General features: G+C 37.2%; 14 protein-coding genes. 6 read left to right on the top strand and 8 right to left on the bottom strand.

Features of this window, described 5'->3' with window-relative positions:
• Positions 1-103: 103 nt before the first annotated feature.
• The 4 genes from CRI88_RS21960 to CRI88_RS21945 form a co-directional block, all read right to left on the bottom strand.
• Positions 104-2,026: an ABC transporter substrate-binding protein gene (locus tag CRI88_RS21960; RefSeq protein ID WP_101967038.1), complete on the bottom strand. Its 1,923-nt coding sequence runs from the start codon at positions 2,024-2,026 to the stop codon at positions 104-106.
• A gap of 143 nt (positions 2,027-2,169) precedes the next feature.
• On the bottom strand, positions 2,170-4,080 hold the full coding sequence (locus tag CRI88_RS21955) for an AraC family transcriptional regulator (protein ID WP_101967037.1): 1,911 nt from the start codon (positions 4,078-4,080) through the stop codon (positions 2,170-2,172).
• A gap of 189 nt (positions 4,081-4,269) precedes the next feature.
• Positions 4,270-5,214 carry an ABC transporter substrate-binding protein gene (locus tag CRI88_RS21950; RefSeq protein ID WP_101967036.1) on the bottom strand — a complete coding sequence of 315 codons (945 nt, stop codon included), beginning with the start codon at positions 5,212-5,214 and terminating at the stop codon, positions 4,270-4,272.
• Between the two features lie 100 nt (positions 5,215-5,314).
• Positions 5,315-6,874 (bottom strand): AraC family transcriptional regulator, encoded by a 1,560-nt coding sequence (locus tag CRI88_RS21945; RefSeq protein WP_101967035.1) that lies wholly within the window; start codon positions 6,872-6,874, stop codon positions 5,315-5,317.
• Positions 6,875-6,972: 98 nt separating this feature from the next.
• Here CRI88_RS21945 and CRI88_RS21940 point away from each other — a divergent pair, with 98 nt between their 5' ends.
• Positions 6,973-7,929: an ABC transporter substrate-binding protein gene (locus CRI88_RS21940; RefSeq protein ID WP_101967034.1), complete on the top strand. Its 957-nt coding sequence runs from the start codon at positions 6,973-6,975 to the stop codon at positions 7,927-7,929.
• Positions 7,930-7,967: 38 nt separating this feature from the next.
• Here CRI88_RS21940 and CRI88_RS21935 read toward each other — a convergent pair whose 3' ends face one another.
• Positions 7,968-8,939 carry a helix-turn-helix transcriptional regulator gene (locus CRI88_RS21935; protein ID WP_036125819.1) on the bottom strand — a complete coding sequence of 324 codons (972 nt, stop codon included), beginning with the start codon at positions 8,937-8,939 and terminating at the stop codon, positions 7,968-7,970.
• Between the two features lie 89 nt (positions 8,940-9,028).
• Entirely contained in the window at positions 9,029-10,195 is a 1,167-nt protein-coding gene (locus CRI88_RS21930; protein WP_101967033.1) for an MFS transporter, read from the bottom strand.
• A gap of 232 nt (positions 10,196-10,427) precedes the next feature.
• Here CRI88_RS21930 and CRI88_RS21925 point away from each other — a divergent pair, with 232 nt between their 5' ends.
• The 5 genes from CRI88_RS21925 (at position 10,428) to CRI88_RS21905 (ending at position 16,167) form a co-directional block, all read left to right on the top strand.
• Complete coding sequence (locus CRI88_RS21925) at positions 10,428-11,384, top strand: ABC transporter substrate-binding protein (protein ID WP_180957839.1); 957 nt, start codon at positions 10,428-10,430, stop codon at positions 11,382-11,384.
• A 97-nt stretch (positions 11,385-11,481) separates the two neighbouring features.
• A complete protein-coding gene (locus tag CRI88_RS21920) occupies positions 11,482-13,116 on the top strand; it encodes an ABC transporter substrate-binding protein (protein WP_101967032.1) in 1,635 nt (544 codons plus the stop codon).
• 34 nt (positions 13,117-13,150) lie between these two features.
• Positions 13,151-14,338 (top strand): helix-turn-helix domain-containing protein, encoded by a 1,188-nt coding sequence (locus CRI88_RS21915; protein WP_101967031.1) that lies wholly within the window; start codon positions 13,151-13,153, stop codon positions 14,336-14,338.
• A 45-nt stretch (positions 14,339-14,383) separates the two neighbouring features.
• A complete protein-coding gene (locus tag CRI88_RS21910) occupies positions 14,384-15,370 on the top strand; it encodes an ABC transporter substrate-binding protein (protein ID WP_036125808.1) in 987 nt (328 codons plus the stop codon).
• Complete coding sequence (locus tag CRI88_RS21905) at positions 15,367-16,167, top strand: alpha/beta hydrolase (protein ID WP_036125805.1); 801 nt, start codon at positions 15,367-15,369, stop codon at positions 16,165-16,167. Before CRI88_RS21910 ends, CRI88_RS21905 begins: the two co-directional genes overlap by 4 nt.
• Before the next feature lie 47 nt (positions 16,168-16,214).
• On the opposite strand, the gene CRI88_RS21900 is transcribed toward CRI88_RS21905, so the two are convergent.
• Complete coding sequence (locus tag CRI88_RS21900) at positions 16,215-17,195, bottom strand: ABC transporter substrate-binding protein (protein WP_101967030.1); 981 nt, start codon at positions 17,193-17,195, stop codon at positions 16,215-16,217.
• Between the two features lie 128 nt (positions 17,196-17,323).
• Positions 17,324-18,904, bottom strand: coding sequence for a helix-turn-helix domain-containing protein (locus CRI88_RS21895; protein ID WP_101967029.1), 1,581 nt, complete (start codon positions 18,902-18,904; stop codon positions 17,324-17,326).
• Positions 18,905-19,277: the final 373 nt, after the last annotated feature.

Here is a 19,277-nt window from a genome sequence, read left to right as displayed (position 1 = left end):
TGACGCTTCTGAAAGAAGAAACAACTAAATTCAAGTTAGTTGTTCCAGACTGTAGACAAAAGCCCCATAAACGATATTTATGGGGCACTCTCTAATGTTTATACTATTTTGTCGTAGCTACTAGGTTGTCCACGATGAAATCTAGCTGCTTTGTTAATGAATAAATGTCGTTATAGTAACAAAAACCAAAATCCATTTCAATCAGTCTTCCTTCTTTAACGGCTGGGATATTAGACCAAACTGGGTGATCTGTTAAATCCACCATTCCTTCGTAGGATGAACGGAACACAAAATCACCTGCATAATCTGTTAGTACTTCTAAAGAAACATTGATTGCCTCATCCGTGTTGTTTTTGTCATCAATTTTCTTTTGAATAATATCAGGTGCTTTCAAACCTAAATACTCATAAATAGCTTGGGAACCACGTCCATAGGTATAGCTTGTCACTACGGACATTTGTCCTTTGCCGCCTTCCATAATACTAACTGTTTTATCTAAAATACCTGCCTCTTTCAGCTTCTCTTGACTGTTCTCTACTTTTGTATAGAAATTAGCTAAAAGCTCTTTTGCTTCTTTCTCTTTCCCTAATACTTCACCAATCTTCGTTAAACGGTCATCCAGTGATGTAGAGAAATCGATCATGACAGTAGGTGCAATTTTTTGCATTTGCTCATACAGCTCATCCTTACTTGGGATAATGATGACGTCAGGTTTTAATTGGATTACTGCCTCCACATTTGGTTCGAACCACTCACCTAAACTTTCAACTGTTTTTAATTCTTCCTCAAATGCTGCTCCCTCTTGTATTTTAGAGGAGCCCACTGGTGTCACATCAAAAGCTAGTACATCACCTGTATAATACATCACCACTACTCGCTCAGAATTTACAGGTATTTCTACATCTCCTTTCATAGTGGATACAATTTTTGTTTGTGATTCGCTGACTGCTTGTGCCGTAGAGGCCTGTTTTTCCCCGCTTCCAGTATTTGTTGTTGCTCCACTACTGCAAGCACTTAATAAAAGTGTCAGACATAGAAAGAGTGTTGCAATAGCTGATAATCCTCTTTTATTCATTGGTTCATACTTCCTTTCATTATATTGATAACCATTCTCAATATAATCTTGGAAGCTCCAATCGACAATGGAGTATCTTTCAGACATTGAAGGACTATCTTTTACTAGACGATTCAACTGTTCCCTTTGACGAAATTTTATGGGGGAAACGCCTACTCTCTTTTTGAATAGTCTACTAAAATAATAAACATCGTTATAGCCGACACCCATTGCGATATCGCGCAAGCTAGCATTTGTCTGCTCAAGCAAAATAGAAGCTTTTTCAATACGGAGCTGAATTAAATACTCAATCGGACTACAACCTATTTGTTGCTTGAATTGAATGGATAAATGGGATGGACTATAGCGTAATGCCTTCGCAATTGATTCTAAAGTCAATGGCTGTGCATAATTTTCTTCTAGATAGGCTTTAATTTGATTAGAGACATTCAGCTTTTGAATGTCGATACTGTCTTGTTCTAACTGCTTGAAAATCTCATTTAATAATTGATAGAATAGCGATTTAATGGTAAATTTGCTGAGATTATTAGCATTTCCCCATTCTATATACATATAATGTATTTTTTTAAACATAGTAATAGGTGAGTTAGGTATAAGACTGTATTGATAGTTGAAAGGATTATTGCTTTGCATGGCTCTTGCTATCATTTTATTAAGGGTTAAAGGAATGGAAGCTCGATAAAATACCATGTAGTATTCAAACCCTTTGTCTGTTGCCACGATTTGCAAAGTGGAGCCTTTTCCACCGTGAATAAGATGAAAGCCCTCTAGTGTATAGTTTGTTAAATCGATCTGGATTTCTGCACCTCCACCTGTGGCAAAAAGAAACATATTAGCAGGCAATTTATATAATTTCCCAATCTCTTCAGGTTTAAATAGTTCATATCGTATATCGAGTACTTTAATCGTTGCATGATTCCAAAGAAAAAAAAACTCCTCTTTTGGCAGCATCCTACATCATTCCTTCCAATTATCACTATCTCCCAGTTTATTATAATTGATAATCGTTCTCAATACATTTTTCTACAATCATGCATGAAACATAGAAAAATCACTCAAACATCCAATGCTTGAGTGATTTTATGGAATCCCATTTATTTTGCTTTTGCATGCTGTACTAGCATTTCTGTCACTTCTTCAATTTGTCCTAGGATTGAAATAGGATCTGAAAACCAGAAACTCCAGCCATCAATTTCAAAAATTTGATCATCTTGCACAGCATCTAGCGTTTTCCAAACTGGTTCGTTTTTATAATCATATGTTTCTGTCGCTTTATCAACAGCCACAAAAATATAATCACCCGCATAATCTGGAAGTAATTCAGGTGATAATTCCAGCCACGGCTTTTCAGGATCAATTTCCTCTACTACTTTTGCGGGTGGAGTTAGCCCAAGCCCATCATAAAATGATCGCCCTGTATAACCATTACCATATAATGTTATGTTATTTTTTGCTCCACCAGCAAAAATCGTCACGGTTTGATCCTTACCAATGATATCTTGAACCGTTTGTCTCGCTTTTGCTACCCTTTGATTATAGTCATCTAACCAAGCCTTCACTTCTTCTTCTTTATCTAAAATTTTACTAAACTCCTCCAATGTTGCATCCATTTCTAAATTAAAGGGTATTAAAACTGTAGGCGCTATTTTAGCATATGCTTCGTATTTCTTATCATCCCCAGTAATGATAAGGTCGGGCTTCAAATCAACTACTGCTTCAAGGGATTCTTCAAAATAAGTAATTCCTTCATTATGCTCCTTCAGGTAAGGGCTTTTCATATAAAGCTCCTGTGTTCCAACTGGTTTAATGCCCATAGTTAATAAAAAACCTGGGTAATAATCGGTTACGATACGTTCTGGGTCAACAGGAATCTCGACATCCCCCTTCACAGTGGATACAATTTTGGTTGTCGACTGTACTTCCGTTGACTCATTAGCTGGTGCTTTTGTTTCTCCATTATTAGAAGCTGTGATAGCAGTACCAGAGCATGCACTAAGCAATAAAGTGAAGCATAGCAATAAAGTCGCCATCATAGAGGACTTTGCTTTTTTATTCATCGATAAATCTCCTTTTGCTTTATATTGATAATAATTATCATTATCAATATAATGTCGTATCCACTTTTTATCATTAGACAAAGAAAGCCGATACATAGGACGATACGATTTATGCTTATCTGGCTGTTGTTTAAATTGCATTGGGGTTTGCCCACTGTACTTTTTAAAGATACGGATAAAATAAGAGACATCTTCATAGCCAACACTCGACGCAATCTCCTGCAAGCTCGAAGTGGTATGTAATAATAACTGCTGTGCTTTTTGTATTCTTATCTGGATAAGATAATCAATAATACTTCTACCCGTCTTCTGCTTAAATTGCTTAGCTATATAGGGCACACTATAATTCAACATTTGAGCAAGCGATTCTCGTGTAATCGGTTGATTGTAATATTCTTCTATATAATTTTGAATTTGCTCCACAAGATCCGGCTGTTGAACAATGACCTGCTGTTGATGTAATTGCTGCAAAAGTTCATAAATGAATTGATAAAAAAGGACTTTGACATGAAAATGGGCTATATTGCCCTGTTTGAGCCACTCTCGGTGCATAGTTTCGATTTTTTCCTGTAATGTGAGCGCATTCGAAATTTGAAAAACATATTGAAGCTGAAAAGGTTTTTCACGTTCCCACAATGCTAGCAAATTTTTTCTATGAGGAAGAGGTAACGTCGCTTTGTAGAGAATTAAATAGTACTCCAAACTATCTTCTACAGCACTAATATGCAGGCAGCTCCCTTTACCAACATGCACTATATAAAAATTTTCTATCTTATAGGCTTTACTGTCTAATAATACTTTAGCCTTTCCCTTTATTGCGTACAAAAAACCGCTTGCTGGTACACGATAGGAGCTAAGCTGTTCATCACTTTGCATCCTTGTATAACGAATATCAAACAATTGAATGGAAGCAGCCTTCCACAAAAGGATATGGTCATCTATGTTCACTGTTTGTTTTCACACCTTTCTAGTCAAAGCATAGAATGGTACCTCATGTGAATATTATAAATGATAAACATTCTCAATAATATATTAAAATGAAACAACAAAAAAGAAGCACCTTTATTGCTAAAGTTGCTTCCTTTTTTACTTGCTAAAAACCATCGTACTAATAAATTATCTGCACAACTCACCCTGTTATTTTTTAGTCGTTAGCCATTTGGTTAATTCCTCAACCTGAGCCAACACTGCTGTAGGGTCATAGTACCACGAACGTTCCTCAGGCCAAACATAAAGATGATCGTTTTTTACAGCTGGTAGGCTGCCCCATATTGGATCATTTTTAAAATCTTCAACTGTGCGACCATCTGCAGTTAAAATGATGTAGTCTCCTGTATAATCTGCTAGCACCTCTTTTGAAATTTCAACCCACTGCTTTTCCATAATTTCGTCTGCTACTTTAGCGGGTGGCTTACGACCAAGCGACTGATAAACTGGCTGTCCACCACGTCCAAAGTTATCGCCATAAGCATAATAAGATTTGCCTGCATCTTCAATAATAGAAAAGCTTGCATCCTCTGGAATAATCGCATCTACCAGTGCTTTTGCATCGGCAATCTTTTGATCGTATTGTGCGAGCCAATCCTTCGCTTCCTGCTCTTTGCCAAGCAATTCACCAAAATATGTAAGCTCTTCATGTGCATTCTTTAATTCACCATAAGGGATGACAACTGTCGGTGCAATTTTACTTAAAGCATCGTAATTTTCCCCATTGCCCGTAATAATTAAATCTGGTTTGAGTGATATAACTTTTTCAATCGATGGTTTTCCATAATCACCGATTTCTTCTACATCCTTTAATCCATCCTTTAAATAATAGTTTTCAAGAGCCAACCCAGGAGCTCCCACTGGTTTCACGTCCAATACAAGCAAACTAGCAATATATTCCTCTGCTACGATACGCTGTGGATTAGTCGGAATAACAATTTCGCCATTTGTCGTCTGGACCGTTTTTGTCTCTGCTTCTTTTGTATCTTGTTCTGTAGTTGAACTAGTGTTTTTTTCATTTTCCCCACAAGCCGTTAACAAAAGAAGTAATAGAAGAAACAGTGGTGCTATGAATTTTCTATTTTGTCTAAGCATTTTTTCCCTCCATACACATTAGTTGATAATCATTCTCAATAATTGTAGAAGAAAGTAAAATAACTGTCTATGCATGGAAGTGATTTGTTCCCTTGTACTTTTATGATGTTAGTACTTCCATTAATTTTTGTAATTGAGCCACTGTAGATAATGGGTCATAGCCATAAAATAATTCATATTGATTCATAAAGTACATCTGCTTCTTTTGCACTGCCGTAAGTGACCGCCATTTTTCTGACTGCAATACTGTTAAGAGACACTCCTTTCCAAAATCGGTTGTAGGAAGAGCCGTAACGAATATATAATCAGCTGGAAAGTACACAATATCTTCAATATCTACTGTTAAGTAGCCTGTTTGTTCAATGTTTTTCGTGACTATAGTATCTGGTCGACTAAAGCCTAAATCCTCATATAATATATGACTTCCTCTCCCATGACTACTATTTAAACAATATGCTTGATGACTACCTATTTCCCAAACAATAGCGGTACCCCTTCTTGACCCAAGTTGTTGATCAAGAATATAGTTACAATGCGCTATTTGTTCATCATATTGCTGAAGCCAGCTCTTACACACTTCTCGTCTATCAACAATATCGGCAATCAGCCCAAATTGCTCTCGCCAACTCAATTGTCTACATGGTAGCTCGAATACAGGGGCTACTGACAGTAATGCTTGTTTCTCCTTGCCACCACTGTAGTTAACAATGACATCTGGACATGCTGCGGTTATCTCCTGATAATTTGACGTAATAGCATACTCATAGCCTTTAAGCCTCTGCAAAGAGGGTACTGGCTCGATGCCCTCCAGAAATGGAGAATACACCCCCAACACTGGCGTAATGCCTAGAGCAAGTAAGCAGGCTGTATGATTGGTATTAAGCGCAATGACACGCTTCGATTTTTGATAATAAACTGTCGGTGACATACCCACTAATTCTTTAAATTTCCGACTTAAATAAGTACCCTCACGGTAGCCAACCTCCTGGGCAAGATCATCTAATTTCGGCATCGCTAACAACAGCTTTTTCTGGGATTCTCGTATTCTTAGCAACGTTAAATATTCACTATATGTATGACCAGTATGCTTGTGGAAGGTACGTGAAAAATGCTCAGGACTTACTTGTGCATTTTCAGCCAGCTGCTCCCTTGTTAATTCTTCACGAAAATGTAGGTTGATATAATGAAGTACCTTATCAATCCATAGTTGTTGTGTATTATCACGTAAATGGTTGTATAACACTTCAAGCATTTCACCAAATAATTTTTGTAAGTGAAACGGATTGTTACCTTGGGCGTCCGCTTCCTTTTCTATTTCTTTAGCTAGATTCATGAGCCGATAGGAGCCATGTTCAATTAAAATAGCATCTTGTAATAAATGATCCGTTTTAGAGCCATATGCACAGTATTGAATGACGATTCCGCTACTTTCACCTGTTTCAAGTAGATGAAAATCGTCAGTATCGTTCAACAGCATAACAGAATTTGAACTAAGCTGAATCTTCTTACCTTGGTGGGTGCACTCTACTTGTCCCTCATAAATGATGACAATAATAGGATGTGTGAAATGTGCTGCTTTGTCATTTAACATTTCTTGTAATGTCACTATTTGAATAGGTTGATAAAAAATATGGGACAGTAACTGACGATCTTTGTTCATTTCGTTTTATCTCCTAAACATCAAATTGATATTGATTATCATTTTCATTATAATGAAATAGCATGATAGAAATCAATTGAATTAGGAGGCTTATCGTTTTGACAAAATATATAAAACAGAATGTCTTGTTAATAGGCATTTTTATTATTTCCATCCTATTAGCTGCATGTGGAAATCAACCATCTTCCTCATCCGATACAACAAATGAAAAGAGCACTAATCGAGTTTTAACAGATGCCATCGGTCATGAGGTGACCATTCCCAAAAATCCTCAGCATGTCATTGCACCCTATTTAGAAGATCACCTTGTAGCATTAGGCATCAAGCCAGTTGCACAATGGTCAGTCAAAGGAGGTACCTCTATCCAAGGCTACCTTCAAGATTCATTAAAAGACATCCCAACGATTGAATTTGATCTTCCTTACGAAGCTGTTACAAGCTTTAATCCTGATTTAATTGTAGTTGGTTCACCTGAAATTGCCGAAGGTGAAAAATACGAGCAATATAGCAAAATTGCACCTACTTATGTCATGGGAGCAGAGGATAATAATTGGCGCAATAAGCTCTTAACAATGGGCGCAATCTTTGGTCAAACAGATAAGGCAAAAAAAGTCCTTGCAGATTATGATCAATTTGCTAAAGAAGCTAAAGAAGCTATTCACAACAAAGTCGGAAGCCCTTCTGCCACTGTCATCTGGAATATTAAAAATACAATTTATATGGTAAGTGACACAGCTTCTAGCGGTGTTGTTCTTTATGAGGATCTCGGACTACAAACACCAACCTTAGTAAAAGAGGTATCAGCCTCTGCTGCTGGTGATTGGTCACAGGTTTCTTTAGAAAAATTTATACAAATAGATGCTGACTATCTTTTTGTTATTAACAGTGATCATACAGGCAGCACTGAATTATTAAGTGATCCACTCTTAGCAAATATACCTGCTATTAAAAATGGCCATGTTTATGAATTTGACCAAAATTCAAGTTGGTTATATTCAGGGGCTATTGCTAATCGACAAATCATTCAAAATGTCGTAGATAGCATTGCTAAGTAAGAAAACCCCTCCAGCGTCAACATAACGCTGGAGGGGTTTTAGTGTGAACTATATTTTACAAATTCTCGAGGACTCAGCCCATACCTCTCCTTAAAAACCTCAGCAAAATGACTTGGATTCGAATACCCGACAGCATTTGCCACTTCCATGACATTCATTGTTCCATTTTGTAGTAAATAACAAGCCTTTTCTAATCTTTGCTCACGTAAGTAGCCAAATACTGTTGTGCCATACATTTCTTTAAATCCTTTTTTCAACTTATAATCATTTAAGCCAATTAAACGAGACAGCTCCATGAGTGAAGGAGGATTCACTATATTTCCTGCCATGATGGCTTTTGCTTGAGATAGTTTAGCTCTATCGTCCTGTGAAAATTCCATTGAATTAGTAGGATGAGAGAAAAAGGTTTGAAATGTTCTCGTTAAAAGCTGTAAAGCCATGCTTTCTAACTCCAAATTAGTCATCCGATTAGCTGCTATCCCTTCTAGCAGCTGTTTTACCATAAACAAATCAAGCGAATCTATCTTCTCTTGAAACAAACGATAGGGATATCCTTGAAGAACCTTAGAAAACTTGGTAGCACCGCCATTGCCATTGATTTTTTCCATGTAATGATTAAAAGTTGTTACGGGAATACCGATGCCAACCATCTGATAAGACTCATCTTTATTAAATAAAAAATTTGCCTCTACTTGCTCCATTAATTGCAAAGTACATGTTCCTGGCGTTACTTCATATTCACAATTAGAAATATGAACGCCACGTGTCCCTTGCAAGCAGTAGCTAACTTCCACCATTGGCTTCGCTGTAGAGATATACATTCGATGTTCTTGATGAAATGAATAATCCGATACAACCACCTCTAAATCTGCACGAGGCATAAAACGATGTATTGCCCCTTCCTTTATCGATGATTGGAATGTCATATATTGTGTTGCATTTTCCTGTGGTTTTAGTATCTCTAATGCATGAAAAAATTGAGTAAAATTTTGATGAAAGTCGATATTCATAGCGTTCACCATCCCTCAGTATTTTATTGAGAATGATTATCAATAATTAACCAAAGTATAGCAAAGGTACATCTTTTCCGCTATGAAATTTAGAATTCTTCTGTTGTTGCAGTAGTCATTGTAAATGCTAGCAGGATACATATAAAGAAAACTATCGCTCCAAAGCCATAAGCAACTGGAAATCCTCCAACATGCTCAATTAACCAACCTGCTAAACCAGGCCCCATCATTTGACTAACTGCATAAAAAATGGAAATAAATCCGATGGCAGATGCAATATATGGAGGTGGCACTTGCTGGCTTGCCTTCATCTGAATCAAGACAAGAACACCACCGAGTGATGAACCCCAAATAATAGAGGATAATATAAACCCTCCAATATTTTCAAACATTATTGGTAGTAAATCGCCGACAACCGATAGTAGTAAAGCCGCTGTTAATGCCTTTTTAATACCCATTTTATCTGCTAACATTCCCCAGAATGGAGCGCCTCCAATCGACACGATTCCCGCAATGGCATAAATGGAACCTGCTAGTCCATTGGATAGCCCAAGGCTTTTCATATAGCTTGTTTGGTATAGATTAGGAATAAGATAGACTAGACCAACAGCAAAATAAATACCTGCAATGATATATAGCTGCTTATTGCGCCATGCTGTTGTTTTTTCCTGTATTGTATCCTTCTTAACAGGATTTGGTTGCTTTATCGTCCAGAACGCTAACAACATGACGATCAGTGTCAAAATCGCAAATACTAACCACGCCCCTCGCCATCCTAACGTAGGAAATTGTTGCAGCATAAAAGGGACGAGTAAGCCTGATAAAAGCATCCCAATTCCAGCTCCACTCATTAACAGTCCCATGACAGTCCCTCGTTTCTTAGGGTATAGGCTAATGGCTATAGATAGTAGTGGTGTATACACAAGTGCACTACCAGCGCCTGCAAAAAACAGTGTGATAGCAGCCTCCCAGAAGCTAGTGACGAAAACTAGACCCATCAATCCTAAAACAACACAGACTCCTCCAACTAACAGAACATTTTTTGCACCAATGCGTATTGTGAGTACTCCTGAAAGTCCAACAGTTAGTAAATAGCCTAAAAACAGCATTGTACCTAAGTAACCAGACTGAGAGGTCGTAAGGCTTAACCCCTCCTGCATAAACGGTAAAATAATGCCATAGGCCATACGTGCAAATCCTGTCGTTGTAACAATTAATAGCATACCTGTTAAGACAAACACCCAAAATTTTTTCATTTGTATACTCCTTTCATTACATGCATCTTAGTTCAATGAAAGGCCCATTTTCCACCTATGGAAGGATGCTTATACGGTTAAACGGATTTTATTTTCTGCCATTTAAAAGAGAAGACATTCGCTTTTTGGATAAACCTCAATGACCCATTTTTTGTTTGTCCATTGTCCTTGGACAATGACTAAATTATGCTAATCAATATCGATAATGATTATCATTTACGGAGGAATAGACATGAAAAAATTAAATCGACATATACTCATTTGTAGCCTATTACTACTGATGGGGATATTTATGGCTGCTTGTGGTTCAAGCAATGAAGAGACAAATAAAAAAGGGACAACAACAACTGAAGCAACAACTCGTATGTATAAGGATTATTTAGATCATGAGGTTGAAATCCCAGTAAATCCACAGAGAGTGGTTTATCATGGAGAAGGATACGGTGATTTGCTTGCATTGAATATTAAAACAGTTGGTGCAGGCTTCTCCTGGATTACAAATTATGCTTGGGAAGATCGTGTAAAAGATGTAGAGGACGTTGGTTTTCCTATTAATGTTGAGAAAACATTGTCATTAAAACCAGACCTTATCATTATTGGTACTTCTGATGATAAGACATATTCACAGCTTTCTAAAATCGCTCCAACTATAGTGCTTGATACTTTCGCGCCTTTGGACCAACGTTTGACAGAGCTAGGCGATATACTTAATAAAAAAGATGAAGCAGCACAATGGATAGATGACTATACAGAAAAAGCAGATAAAATGTGGAACTCACTTGTAGCTGATGGCAGCGTTAAACCAGATGAAACGGCATCGGTTTTAACCTATTATCCAGGAGACCGATTATTTGTAATGGCACGTGCTGGACTTTCTCAAGTTTTATACGATTCAAACGTTCTTAAGCCTGGTGACAAAATACAAAAAATACTTGATGATGGAACAGGCTTTGCTGAAATCTCCACAGAACTTCTTCCTGAATATGCTGGTGATCGAATTTTCATCCTAACACCAGTAGATGATGAGGCGAAACAATCGACAAAAGAAATGATGGAAAGCCCAATCTGGAAGAACCTACCTGCTGTGAAAAATGGACATGTTTACACAATTGATATTCAAAAAAGTGATAGCGATGCCTCAACTAGAGAATGGCTGTTAACACAAATACCTACTATGCTAAAAAAATAAATAGCAAGAGACATTTCATCTTTGTTGAAATGTCTCTTTACTTTTTATACAATATAGTTAATTGATAATCATTTTCATTTAGCAAGGAAGTGAACAGATGGAAGACAATATTTCATCTTCTTTTAACAATAATTTACTATTTCATTTAGAAGATATCGACTATATTTCACAGAGCTATCCGTTTATCTCAACTTCTCACCATACGATGATACTTTTTATGGATGGCTGTGGCACATTAACGATTGATGATATTCCCTATTTGGTGACGAAAGGGAAGATTTTTCTTATACAACCTCATTCTATGATAGATTTATCGGATCTAACGAAGCAATTCCATTTCTATAAAATAACTTTTACAGCTTTTCAGCTAAAACATGAGTACCCTTCTCCATATTTAGGAGCCCTTTTTTCTGATGAAGTGGAGTATACCGTTTACCCAAATACGCGCTTTATTCGTCTTACCGAAGATCTATATCATTTAAAGCTTAAATCAGATTATCTTAAACAACACGGAATCTTGTATGAACTATTAAATTTATTATTTGAACATCAGCTTCATGTGAATTACCAATTAACAATGACAAAGTCGGTTGAAGAAACAATTAACTATATACATAGCTACTATCAACAGCCTTTAACCGTGAAAAAGCTGTCAGAGCTAGCTCATATCGCTCAATGGCAATATAGCGCAATCTTTCAAACTTTAACAGGGAAAAAACCGTTAGATTATATTACAGATTTACGTCTTACCAATGCAAAGGAATTATTGCTACAAACAAATGAGCCATTAAAGGATATTGCACAGCAAGTTGGATTTGATGATGAATATTATTTTAATCGCCGCTTCCGACAAGTGATTGGGATTCCCCCAAAGCAGTTTGCACGGCAGTATAAGCAAAGAACAATTGTAAAAGATTGGACTGGACATGAGGTAGTCATCCCTTCCTCTCCTCATCGTATTATTTATCATGGAGAGACATTTGGCGATATGTTGATTTTTGATGTACAGCCAATAGGTGGTGACAAAAACTCTATTAGTAAATCTTTTTATAAAAACCATGTTCCGTACATTCAAGATGTAGCATTTCCAATCAATCTAGAAAAATCTTCAAAGCTTAATCCAGATTTAATCATTTTTACAAATAACGACGAACGGCAATATCAGGCATTATCGTCGATTGCTCCAACTATTACCCTAAATTCTTGGGATTCATTAGAAGAACGCATCCGTCTATTAGGACAATGGCTAAGCCAACAACAATGTGCAGAAAATTGGCTAACACGTTTTAAAATCCAAGAACAAACTATGTGGCAGCAGCTACAAACCGTTGTAGAGTCTGGTGAAACGGCATCAGTTTTGACCTTTGATCATGGTAAACGCCTTTATGTCATGGGCTGTACAGGTCTATCCCCTGCCCTTTTTCATCCAGATGGATTTCAACCTCACCCGCAAGTAAAAAAATTACTTCAAGCAAGCATGGGGTATAAGGAAATTCCGATAAACCACTTGCCTCAATACGCTGGTGATCGAATCTTTATGCTTTTATCTGATAAACCAGAATCGCAAAAGGCAACGATGGAATTGATGCAAAGTGATATTTGGAAAAGCCTCACTGCCGTACAAAATAACCACGTTTATTTAGTGGATGCAACAAAGTGGAATTATAGTGATGCCTTTACAAGGGAGAAGTTACTCGGTGCATTACCAAAGTTATTGGTTACTGTAAAGTAATTCCCATAATTATATACAAGGGGTGACATGTTACATGAAAACGGAAAGCATAACAGATAGAATGACAACTCAAATTTCATTAAAGGATATTCGAGATTATATTGCTAAAAACCATCATCAACCACTCACGATGGAGCATCTGGCACTCATTTCTGGTCTAAGTTCTAGCTACTTTGGTGAGGCATTTAAAAAGGCATTCGGTCAAAGTGCCACTGATTATTTAACGGAGCTGCGTATTGGACATGCTAAGCAGCTATTGCGTGATACAGATCTATTGCTTCGTGAAATCGCTAGAAAAGTTGGATACAGTGATGAATTTTATTTTAGTCGGAAGTTTAAAAAGGAAGTGGGGGTTTCACCTTCTGCTTTTAATAAAATAGCTCGTCAGCGAATCTCTACTTTTTCTGTTTCAGCTACCGGGAATTTATTAGCACTTGGCATCATACCTGTTGCAGCTCCATTGAATGCCAAATGGAGTCCTTATTATTACAACCATTACCAAGACAAAATTCAAGTGCATGTCAATATTTTTGATGCAGAGTCCGAAGACAACTTTAGAAAATTAGCCTCTGCTAAGCCAGATATTCACATTTTCCAAGAGGAGCCCTCCCTCTCCATGCTTGATTGGCTTCAAACAATGGGTATTAAAAATGTCTATATACAAGCTAAGGACTGGCGAACACAGTTAAGAGAGATAGCTGTTGCTGTCAAAAAACAAAGCGTGGGTGAGCATTTCATTCAAACATATGAACAAAAGGTATTACAGGCTAAACAAGATATCAAAGGAGTGACTGGGGAGGATACTTTTGCTGTTCTCCGTTTATGTGGCGACCAATTATTTTTATATTGTAATAAAGGCATTCAGGATGTGCTCTTTACGGATTTGCAGCTTCGTCTTGTTGATGCGCAACAACAAACATGTAACGAACCTATTACACTTGAACAGCTAGTAGATATAAATCCAGACCGTCTACTATTTATCATTTGCCCAGATTCGCCCACTCGGAATTATTGGCTCACTTTACAATACCTCGATCATTGGAAAGAGCTCCAAGCCGTAAAAAATGGACATGTATATGTTTTGCCATCAAATCCTTGGTTCGAATACTCTGCTATTGCTATAAACCGAATGCTAGATGAAATGTTGCTGATGTTAACCGGAAAAAATCCAAACCCTTTTCCTGTTTCCGTCCATGGTATCCTATCAGACAGTGATTTATAATTCCATTTGAGAATGATTATCAATGGAAGGAGACTTTGATGAACAATGAAACAAAATTGTCGTAATCACTGTCAAACGATTTTAAAATCTGCCTATATATTAGCGATGTTATTGCTTGCTATTGGCATACTTTCGGCATGCAATGACCAATCAAGTAATAAAGAAGAACAGGCTGACTCAGAAAATACGAAGGAGCAAAGTGTTTATCCATTAACAATAAAAGATGAGGTTGGCAATGATGTGACACTACCTGCTAAGCCTACAAAAATATTTGCACCTGTTATGGAGGATTCGTTATTAGCTTTTGGCATCAAGCCTATTATGCAATGGTCGAATGGTGTTAAACCACAGCTCTATTTACAAGATCAGCTACAAGGCGTACCTGAAATTAGCTTTGCAAGTGGTCCCCCTTCAGCCGAATCAATTATGGCTAATAAACCAGATTTAATTATTTTGCACAATTCATTTTATGTGGAAAATGGCACATACGAAAAATATGCCAAAATTGCTCCAACCTATGTATTTAATAATGCTGCAAGCGATTTAGAAGGCTCTATTAAAATTTTAGGGCAATTACTTGATGAACCAGACAAGGCTGAGCAAGCTTTACAAGGCTATCAAGAAAAGGTGGATGCAGCAAAAACAAAGCTAGCCTCCATCACAGAAGGTAAAAAGGTTGCGTTAATTCGCTTTAATGCAAAAGGAATGTTTTTCATGACTGATGAGTATTTCAGTGGGTATGTCTTAACACATGAATTAGGATTTGAACAAAGCAGCTACGTGAAAAATGGTGCCTTTGAAGTATCATTAGAAATTCTACCTGAACTTGATGCCGATTATATTTTCCTAATCAATGATGGCAATCTTGGAGATGAATTTATAAATGAGTTGAAGGACAGTAAAATTTGGCAAAGTACAGCTGCCTTCAAACATAATCAAGTATTTGAAACATCCGAGGATTATTGGCTAAATGGTGGTATTCATGCACAAGGAAAAGTGATAGAGGATGTATTGGAGTTTTTAGCGCCATGACAACAATGACAAAGAAACCTTATACATCAGATAACTACTTTGAAGTTGCCATGACATCTCGTCAACAGCTTGACTATCGAATTTTAATTGCTGCCCCAACAGAAGCACCACCAGCAGATGGCTATACTGTTATATATGCCTTAGATGGGGACGCTCTTTTTCCAACGCTCGCTGAGGCAGTAAAATTACAAACACGTAAACCAAAAGGCTATGAGCCAATTCTTGTTATTGGGATTGGCTATCCCTCAAAGGAACCCTTTGATATGGAACGACGTTGCAATGATTTTACACTACCTGTTAGTGAAGCTCAGCTACCACCACGTCCAGATGGATCGCCTTGGCCTCCTAATGGCAAAGCCAATGAATTCCTAGACTTTATTGAGCATGAGCTAATGCCTGCTATCGCAAAGGAGTGGCCAGTCAATAAGAAGAAACAAGCGGTTGTTGGTCATTCATTAGGCGGTCTTTTCACACTGTATGCTCTATGTGCGAGACCAAATTTATTTAGTCATGTAGTAGTCGGAAGCCCCTCTGTTTGGTGGGCTAACAATGCCGTACTAAAAGAAATAGACAAATTTGCTGAAACTTGGAACAGTCAGCATACTATTAATCTCTTACTTACAATCGGCGCTAACGAGCTGCCAGATATGCTTGAAGGAGCTGATCAAGCAGCTGAACAAATGAAGCGTTTAAGCGACAAAAACATTCTTACTGATTATGTGAAATTTGATGAGGAGGACCATGTGAGCGTCCTCCCTTGTATGCTTAGTCGTCTTCCCCGTTTTTTGGATTCCTAGTAGAAGACCCAAGTGGTAATTTATCCACTTGGGCTTTTTTGTAGCATTTACTTCTCTTGCTCTAAATGGTTCTTTAACATTTTAGCAATTTCTTCAACCTGTGATTCCACTGCAATTGGATCATATGGCCAGAAACGTTCGGGATTTAAGTAGAATACTTTATTATTTTTAACTGCATCAATCGTTGACCATACAGGGTCATTCTCATCAAATTCCGCTTCTCCTGAAATATCTAAAAAGATATAGTCACCTGCATAATCTGCAATCTTTTCCTGTGAAATACTCAGTGCATTAATTTTTGGCTCAATTAAATCCTTGCGTACTAATTTTGGTGGTGTTAAACCTAGCTGCTGATAAATTGCTTGTCCACCACGATTTACACCATCACCATAGACATAAAAATCCTTTCCAAACGGACCCATAAGAGAAAAAGTCGTTCCTTCTCTAATTAACCCTTTAATAGAATCCTTTGCCTTCGCTACTTTTTTATCAAATTCTTTTAGCCATTTTTCCGCTTCCTTCTCTTTTCCTAAAATCTCCCCAAAAGCTCTCATTTCGTCATGAACTTCATGATATGTACCATAAGGGATGACCAATGTTGGGGCAATCTTGCGGTATTGCTCATTTAATTTTTCATCTCCTCCAACCGTGACTATTAAATCTGGTTTAAGTGATAAAATTTTTTCAACCGAGCCTCCATCAATTTGACCAATATCTGTGATCCCTTCACTTAATTCCATAGTATAAGGGCTTTCCATTTCCCAATATGGTGCACCGACTGGTTTAACATCAAAAACTAAAAAATTTGCTAAATATCCTTGCGTAACGATTCGTTGAGGATTGGCAGGTATTTCAACATCACCATCAACTGTTTTAATAACTTTTGTATCTGTTTCTGAATTACTTTTTGACTCTGACTGTGGGCTTTCTGAATTGCTTTTTGTCGCCTTGCTACAGCCACCTAAAACAATTAAAATCAACAGTAGCATCATTAACCCTATCCAAATTCTTTGCCTCGCCTTGACCATTTGTTCCACTCCTATCGATAATGATAATCTTTCTCAATCAATATCCTTATCGTAATGGTCTCTTCTTCAATCGTCTATTTCAAAATGTGAGAACTTGCATATGGACAAAAGTGACATTGGCTTCATTATTAATGATTATATAGCTTTTCTAGCATAATACTAAGTTGTTTTTCTAGCGTTAATCCATCATTGCACCAAAAATCATTCAGCTTAATTGGATAAATGCTCCTTGTTGGATCTTCAAATAGCTGCTTCCAAGCTTTATGCTTTAATAACTTATTTGGGAAATCTTGATAGTAATCTTCTGTGAGGACGACAAACATGTGGTTAGCAGCGTAGTCAGACAATATATTTCCCTCTATAAAAAGATGACTATTTACTTCGAGCACCTCTTGCTGAATACGTGGAGGAGGAGTTAACTTTAAGCCATTATATAAATTAAAGGTAGCTCTTGCAGTGGTATTCCAAATACATATTGTATGATCCTCCCATACCTCATATAAACCTACTGTTTCGTGAGGTTGTATAATGAATTCGAGCTTAGCAGCTGCTGTATGTGTAATGGATTGATAATGCTCAACCCACATCGTTGCCTCTGCCTCACATCCAAGAATTTTCCCTATAAGCTTAACTTCTTCAAGTCGATCTAATTGATTCCATGGCAAAACCAAAATGGGTGCAAGTTGCTCCAATTTTTCTAACTTGCCTGGACAATAATATAAATATTCAGGCACAATGATTAGGTCGATGTCCATTTTCTCCAGTTGATGAGTTCTATCTTGCTCCAGATCAATCGTACCACTAAGCTCACGATGTATAAGCGGTGATACTTCCCATGGTGTAAAAGGAGCAGCAATTGGCTGTATGCCTAAAGCAAGTAAATCACCACTATATTGGAATGCTACAATACGTCTCGGCTTTGGTCTATACCGATACTCACTTGGCGATACACCAACAATTTGTTTAAACTTTCGGCTTAAATAGAGTCCATCTGTATAGCCAACTTTTCTCGCAATCTCGTTCAATGTGGCATCCGTTGAAAGAAGATACATTTTGGCTTTGTCTATTCTCACTCTCATCAAATGGTTCGAGAAACTACGCCCTATTTGTTGTTGAAACAATCTTGAAAAATAACTTGGATTAAAACCCATAAGCTCTGCTAATTGTGATCGATTTAGATTTTGATCATAATGGCGATTGATATATGCTAGAGCTTCTCGCATAATCAAATCTACTTTCTCTTTATACGGCTTTAAAGCTTGGATAAATAAATGTAATATTTCCTCCAACAAAAAATTTTGTCTACTATGAAAATGCTGTTCACCTAAGTCTAACTCACCTACAAGTTCTTGAAGAAGAGTAACAGCACGATACGATAATGTTTCTACACTAGCAATTGAGCCATGGGCAGGCAATTGTTTATGATCGACACGATAAAGCAATAAATCAGCATTTTCTTCAGTAAGACTGTACATTTGAAAAGATACAATGTATAAATGAACAACTTGGTGATTTGCTTTTTCTAACTTTGCTATTTTCCCCGCACTAAGATATATCATTTCATTTTTATCTAAACATAACCATTTTCCATCTAAGGAAATTTTGGTAGCAACATCGCAAGCTAATAAGGTTGGAAATTTTGTATGAAGTGAATATGTATTAACCTTTTCTTTCCATTCAATTATTGCTGTGTCCATTAATCTATACATTTTGCATCCACCTTAATATAATTGAAACAATCATTATAGAGTCATTATAATTGATAATAGTTATCATTAAAAGTCAAGCAAATATAGATAACTATAATTGCTTGACTTAGTGTTGAAAAACAAAACCATCCATAGAATTTATGTGAAAGGTGAAAAAGGATTTCCGTTGCAGGCTACTTGCTTTCCTGTGGGCGAGCGCCGAGCCGCTTCCTCCGCTACCGCTCCGTGCAGGGGCTCGCCTGTCTCGCTATCCCACGGGAGTCAAGTAGCCTTCCACTCCAATCCATAAAATAAAAATGTTAACTTTTTAGCAAAAAAGGGAAGGTATTCATTACTCTTTTATGGAGGGGTGTTGTCACACATCACTTTTAAT

Origin of the sequence: Lysinibacillus fusiformis (assembly GCF_002845985.1) — a bacterium.
In the GTDB taxonomy this organism is placed as follows: domain Bacteria; phylum Bacillota; class Bacilli; order Bacillales_A; family Planococcaceae; genus Lysinibacillus; species Lysinibacillus fusiformis_D.
The sequence above is the reverse complement of the archived record's forward strand: the minus strand, read 5'-3'. Positions and strand labels throughout refer to the sequence as shown.

What these genes read in the sequence shown, in the direction of transcription:
- CRI88_RS21960 (WP_101967038.1), bottom strand. Translation starts at nt 2,026, where the DNA reads ATGCTGCCAAAAGAGGAGTTTTTTTTTCTTTGGAATCATGCAACGATT.
- CRI88_RS21950 (WP_101967036.1), bottom strand. Translation starts at nt 5,214, where the DNA reads ATGCTTAGACAAAATAGAAAATTCATAGCACCACTGTTTCTTCTATTA.
- CRI88_RS21945 (WP_101967035.1), bottom strand. Translation starts at nt 6,874, where the DNA reads ATGAACAAAGATCGTCAGTTACTGTCCCATATTTTTTATCAACCTATT.
- CRI88_RS21935 (WP_036125819.1), bottom strand. Translation starts at nt 8,939, where the DNA reads ATGAATATCGACTTTCATCAAAATTTTACTCAATTTTTTCATGCATTA.
- CRI88_RS21930 (WP_101967033.1), bottom strand. Translation starts at nt 10,195, where the DNA reads ATGAAAAAATTTTGGGTGTTTGTCTTAACAGGTATGCTATTAATTGTT.
- CRI88_RS21925 (WP_180957839.1), top strand. Translation starts at nt 10,428, where the DNA reads ATGAAAAAATTAAATCGACATATACTCATTTGTAGCCTATTACTACTG.
- CRI88_RS21920 (WP_101967032.1), top strand. Translation starts at nt 11,482, where the DNA reads ATGGAAGACAATATTTCATCTTCTTTTAACAATAATTTACTATTTCAT.
- CRI88_RS21915 (WP_101967031.1), top strand. Translation starts at nt 13,151, where the DNA reads ATGAAAACGGAAAGCATAACAGATAGAATGACAACTCAAATTTCATTA.
- CRI88_RS21910 (WP_036125808.1), top strand. Translation starts at nt 14,384, where the DNA reads ATGAAACAAAATTGTCGTAATCACTGTCAAACGATTTTAAAATCTGCC.
- CRI88_RS21905 (WP_036125805.1), top strand. Translation starts at nt 15,367, where the DNA reads ATGACAACAATGACAAAGAAACCTTATACATCAGATAACTACTTTGAA.
- CRI88_RS21900 (WP_101967030.1), bottom strand. Translation starts at nt 17,195, where the DNA reads ATGGTCAAGGCGAGGCAAAGAATTTGGATAGGGTTAATGATGCTACTG.
- CRI88_RS21895 (WP_101967029.1), bottom strand. Translation starts at nt 18,904, where the DNA reads ATGTATAGATTAATGGACACAGCAATAATTGAATGGAAAGAAAAGGTT.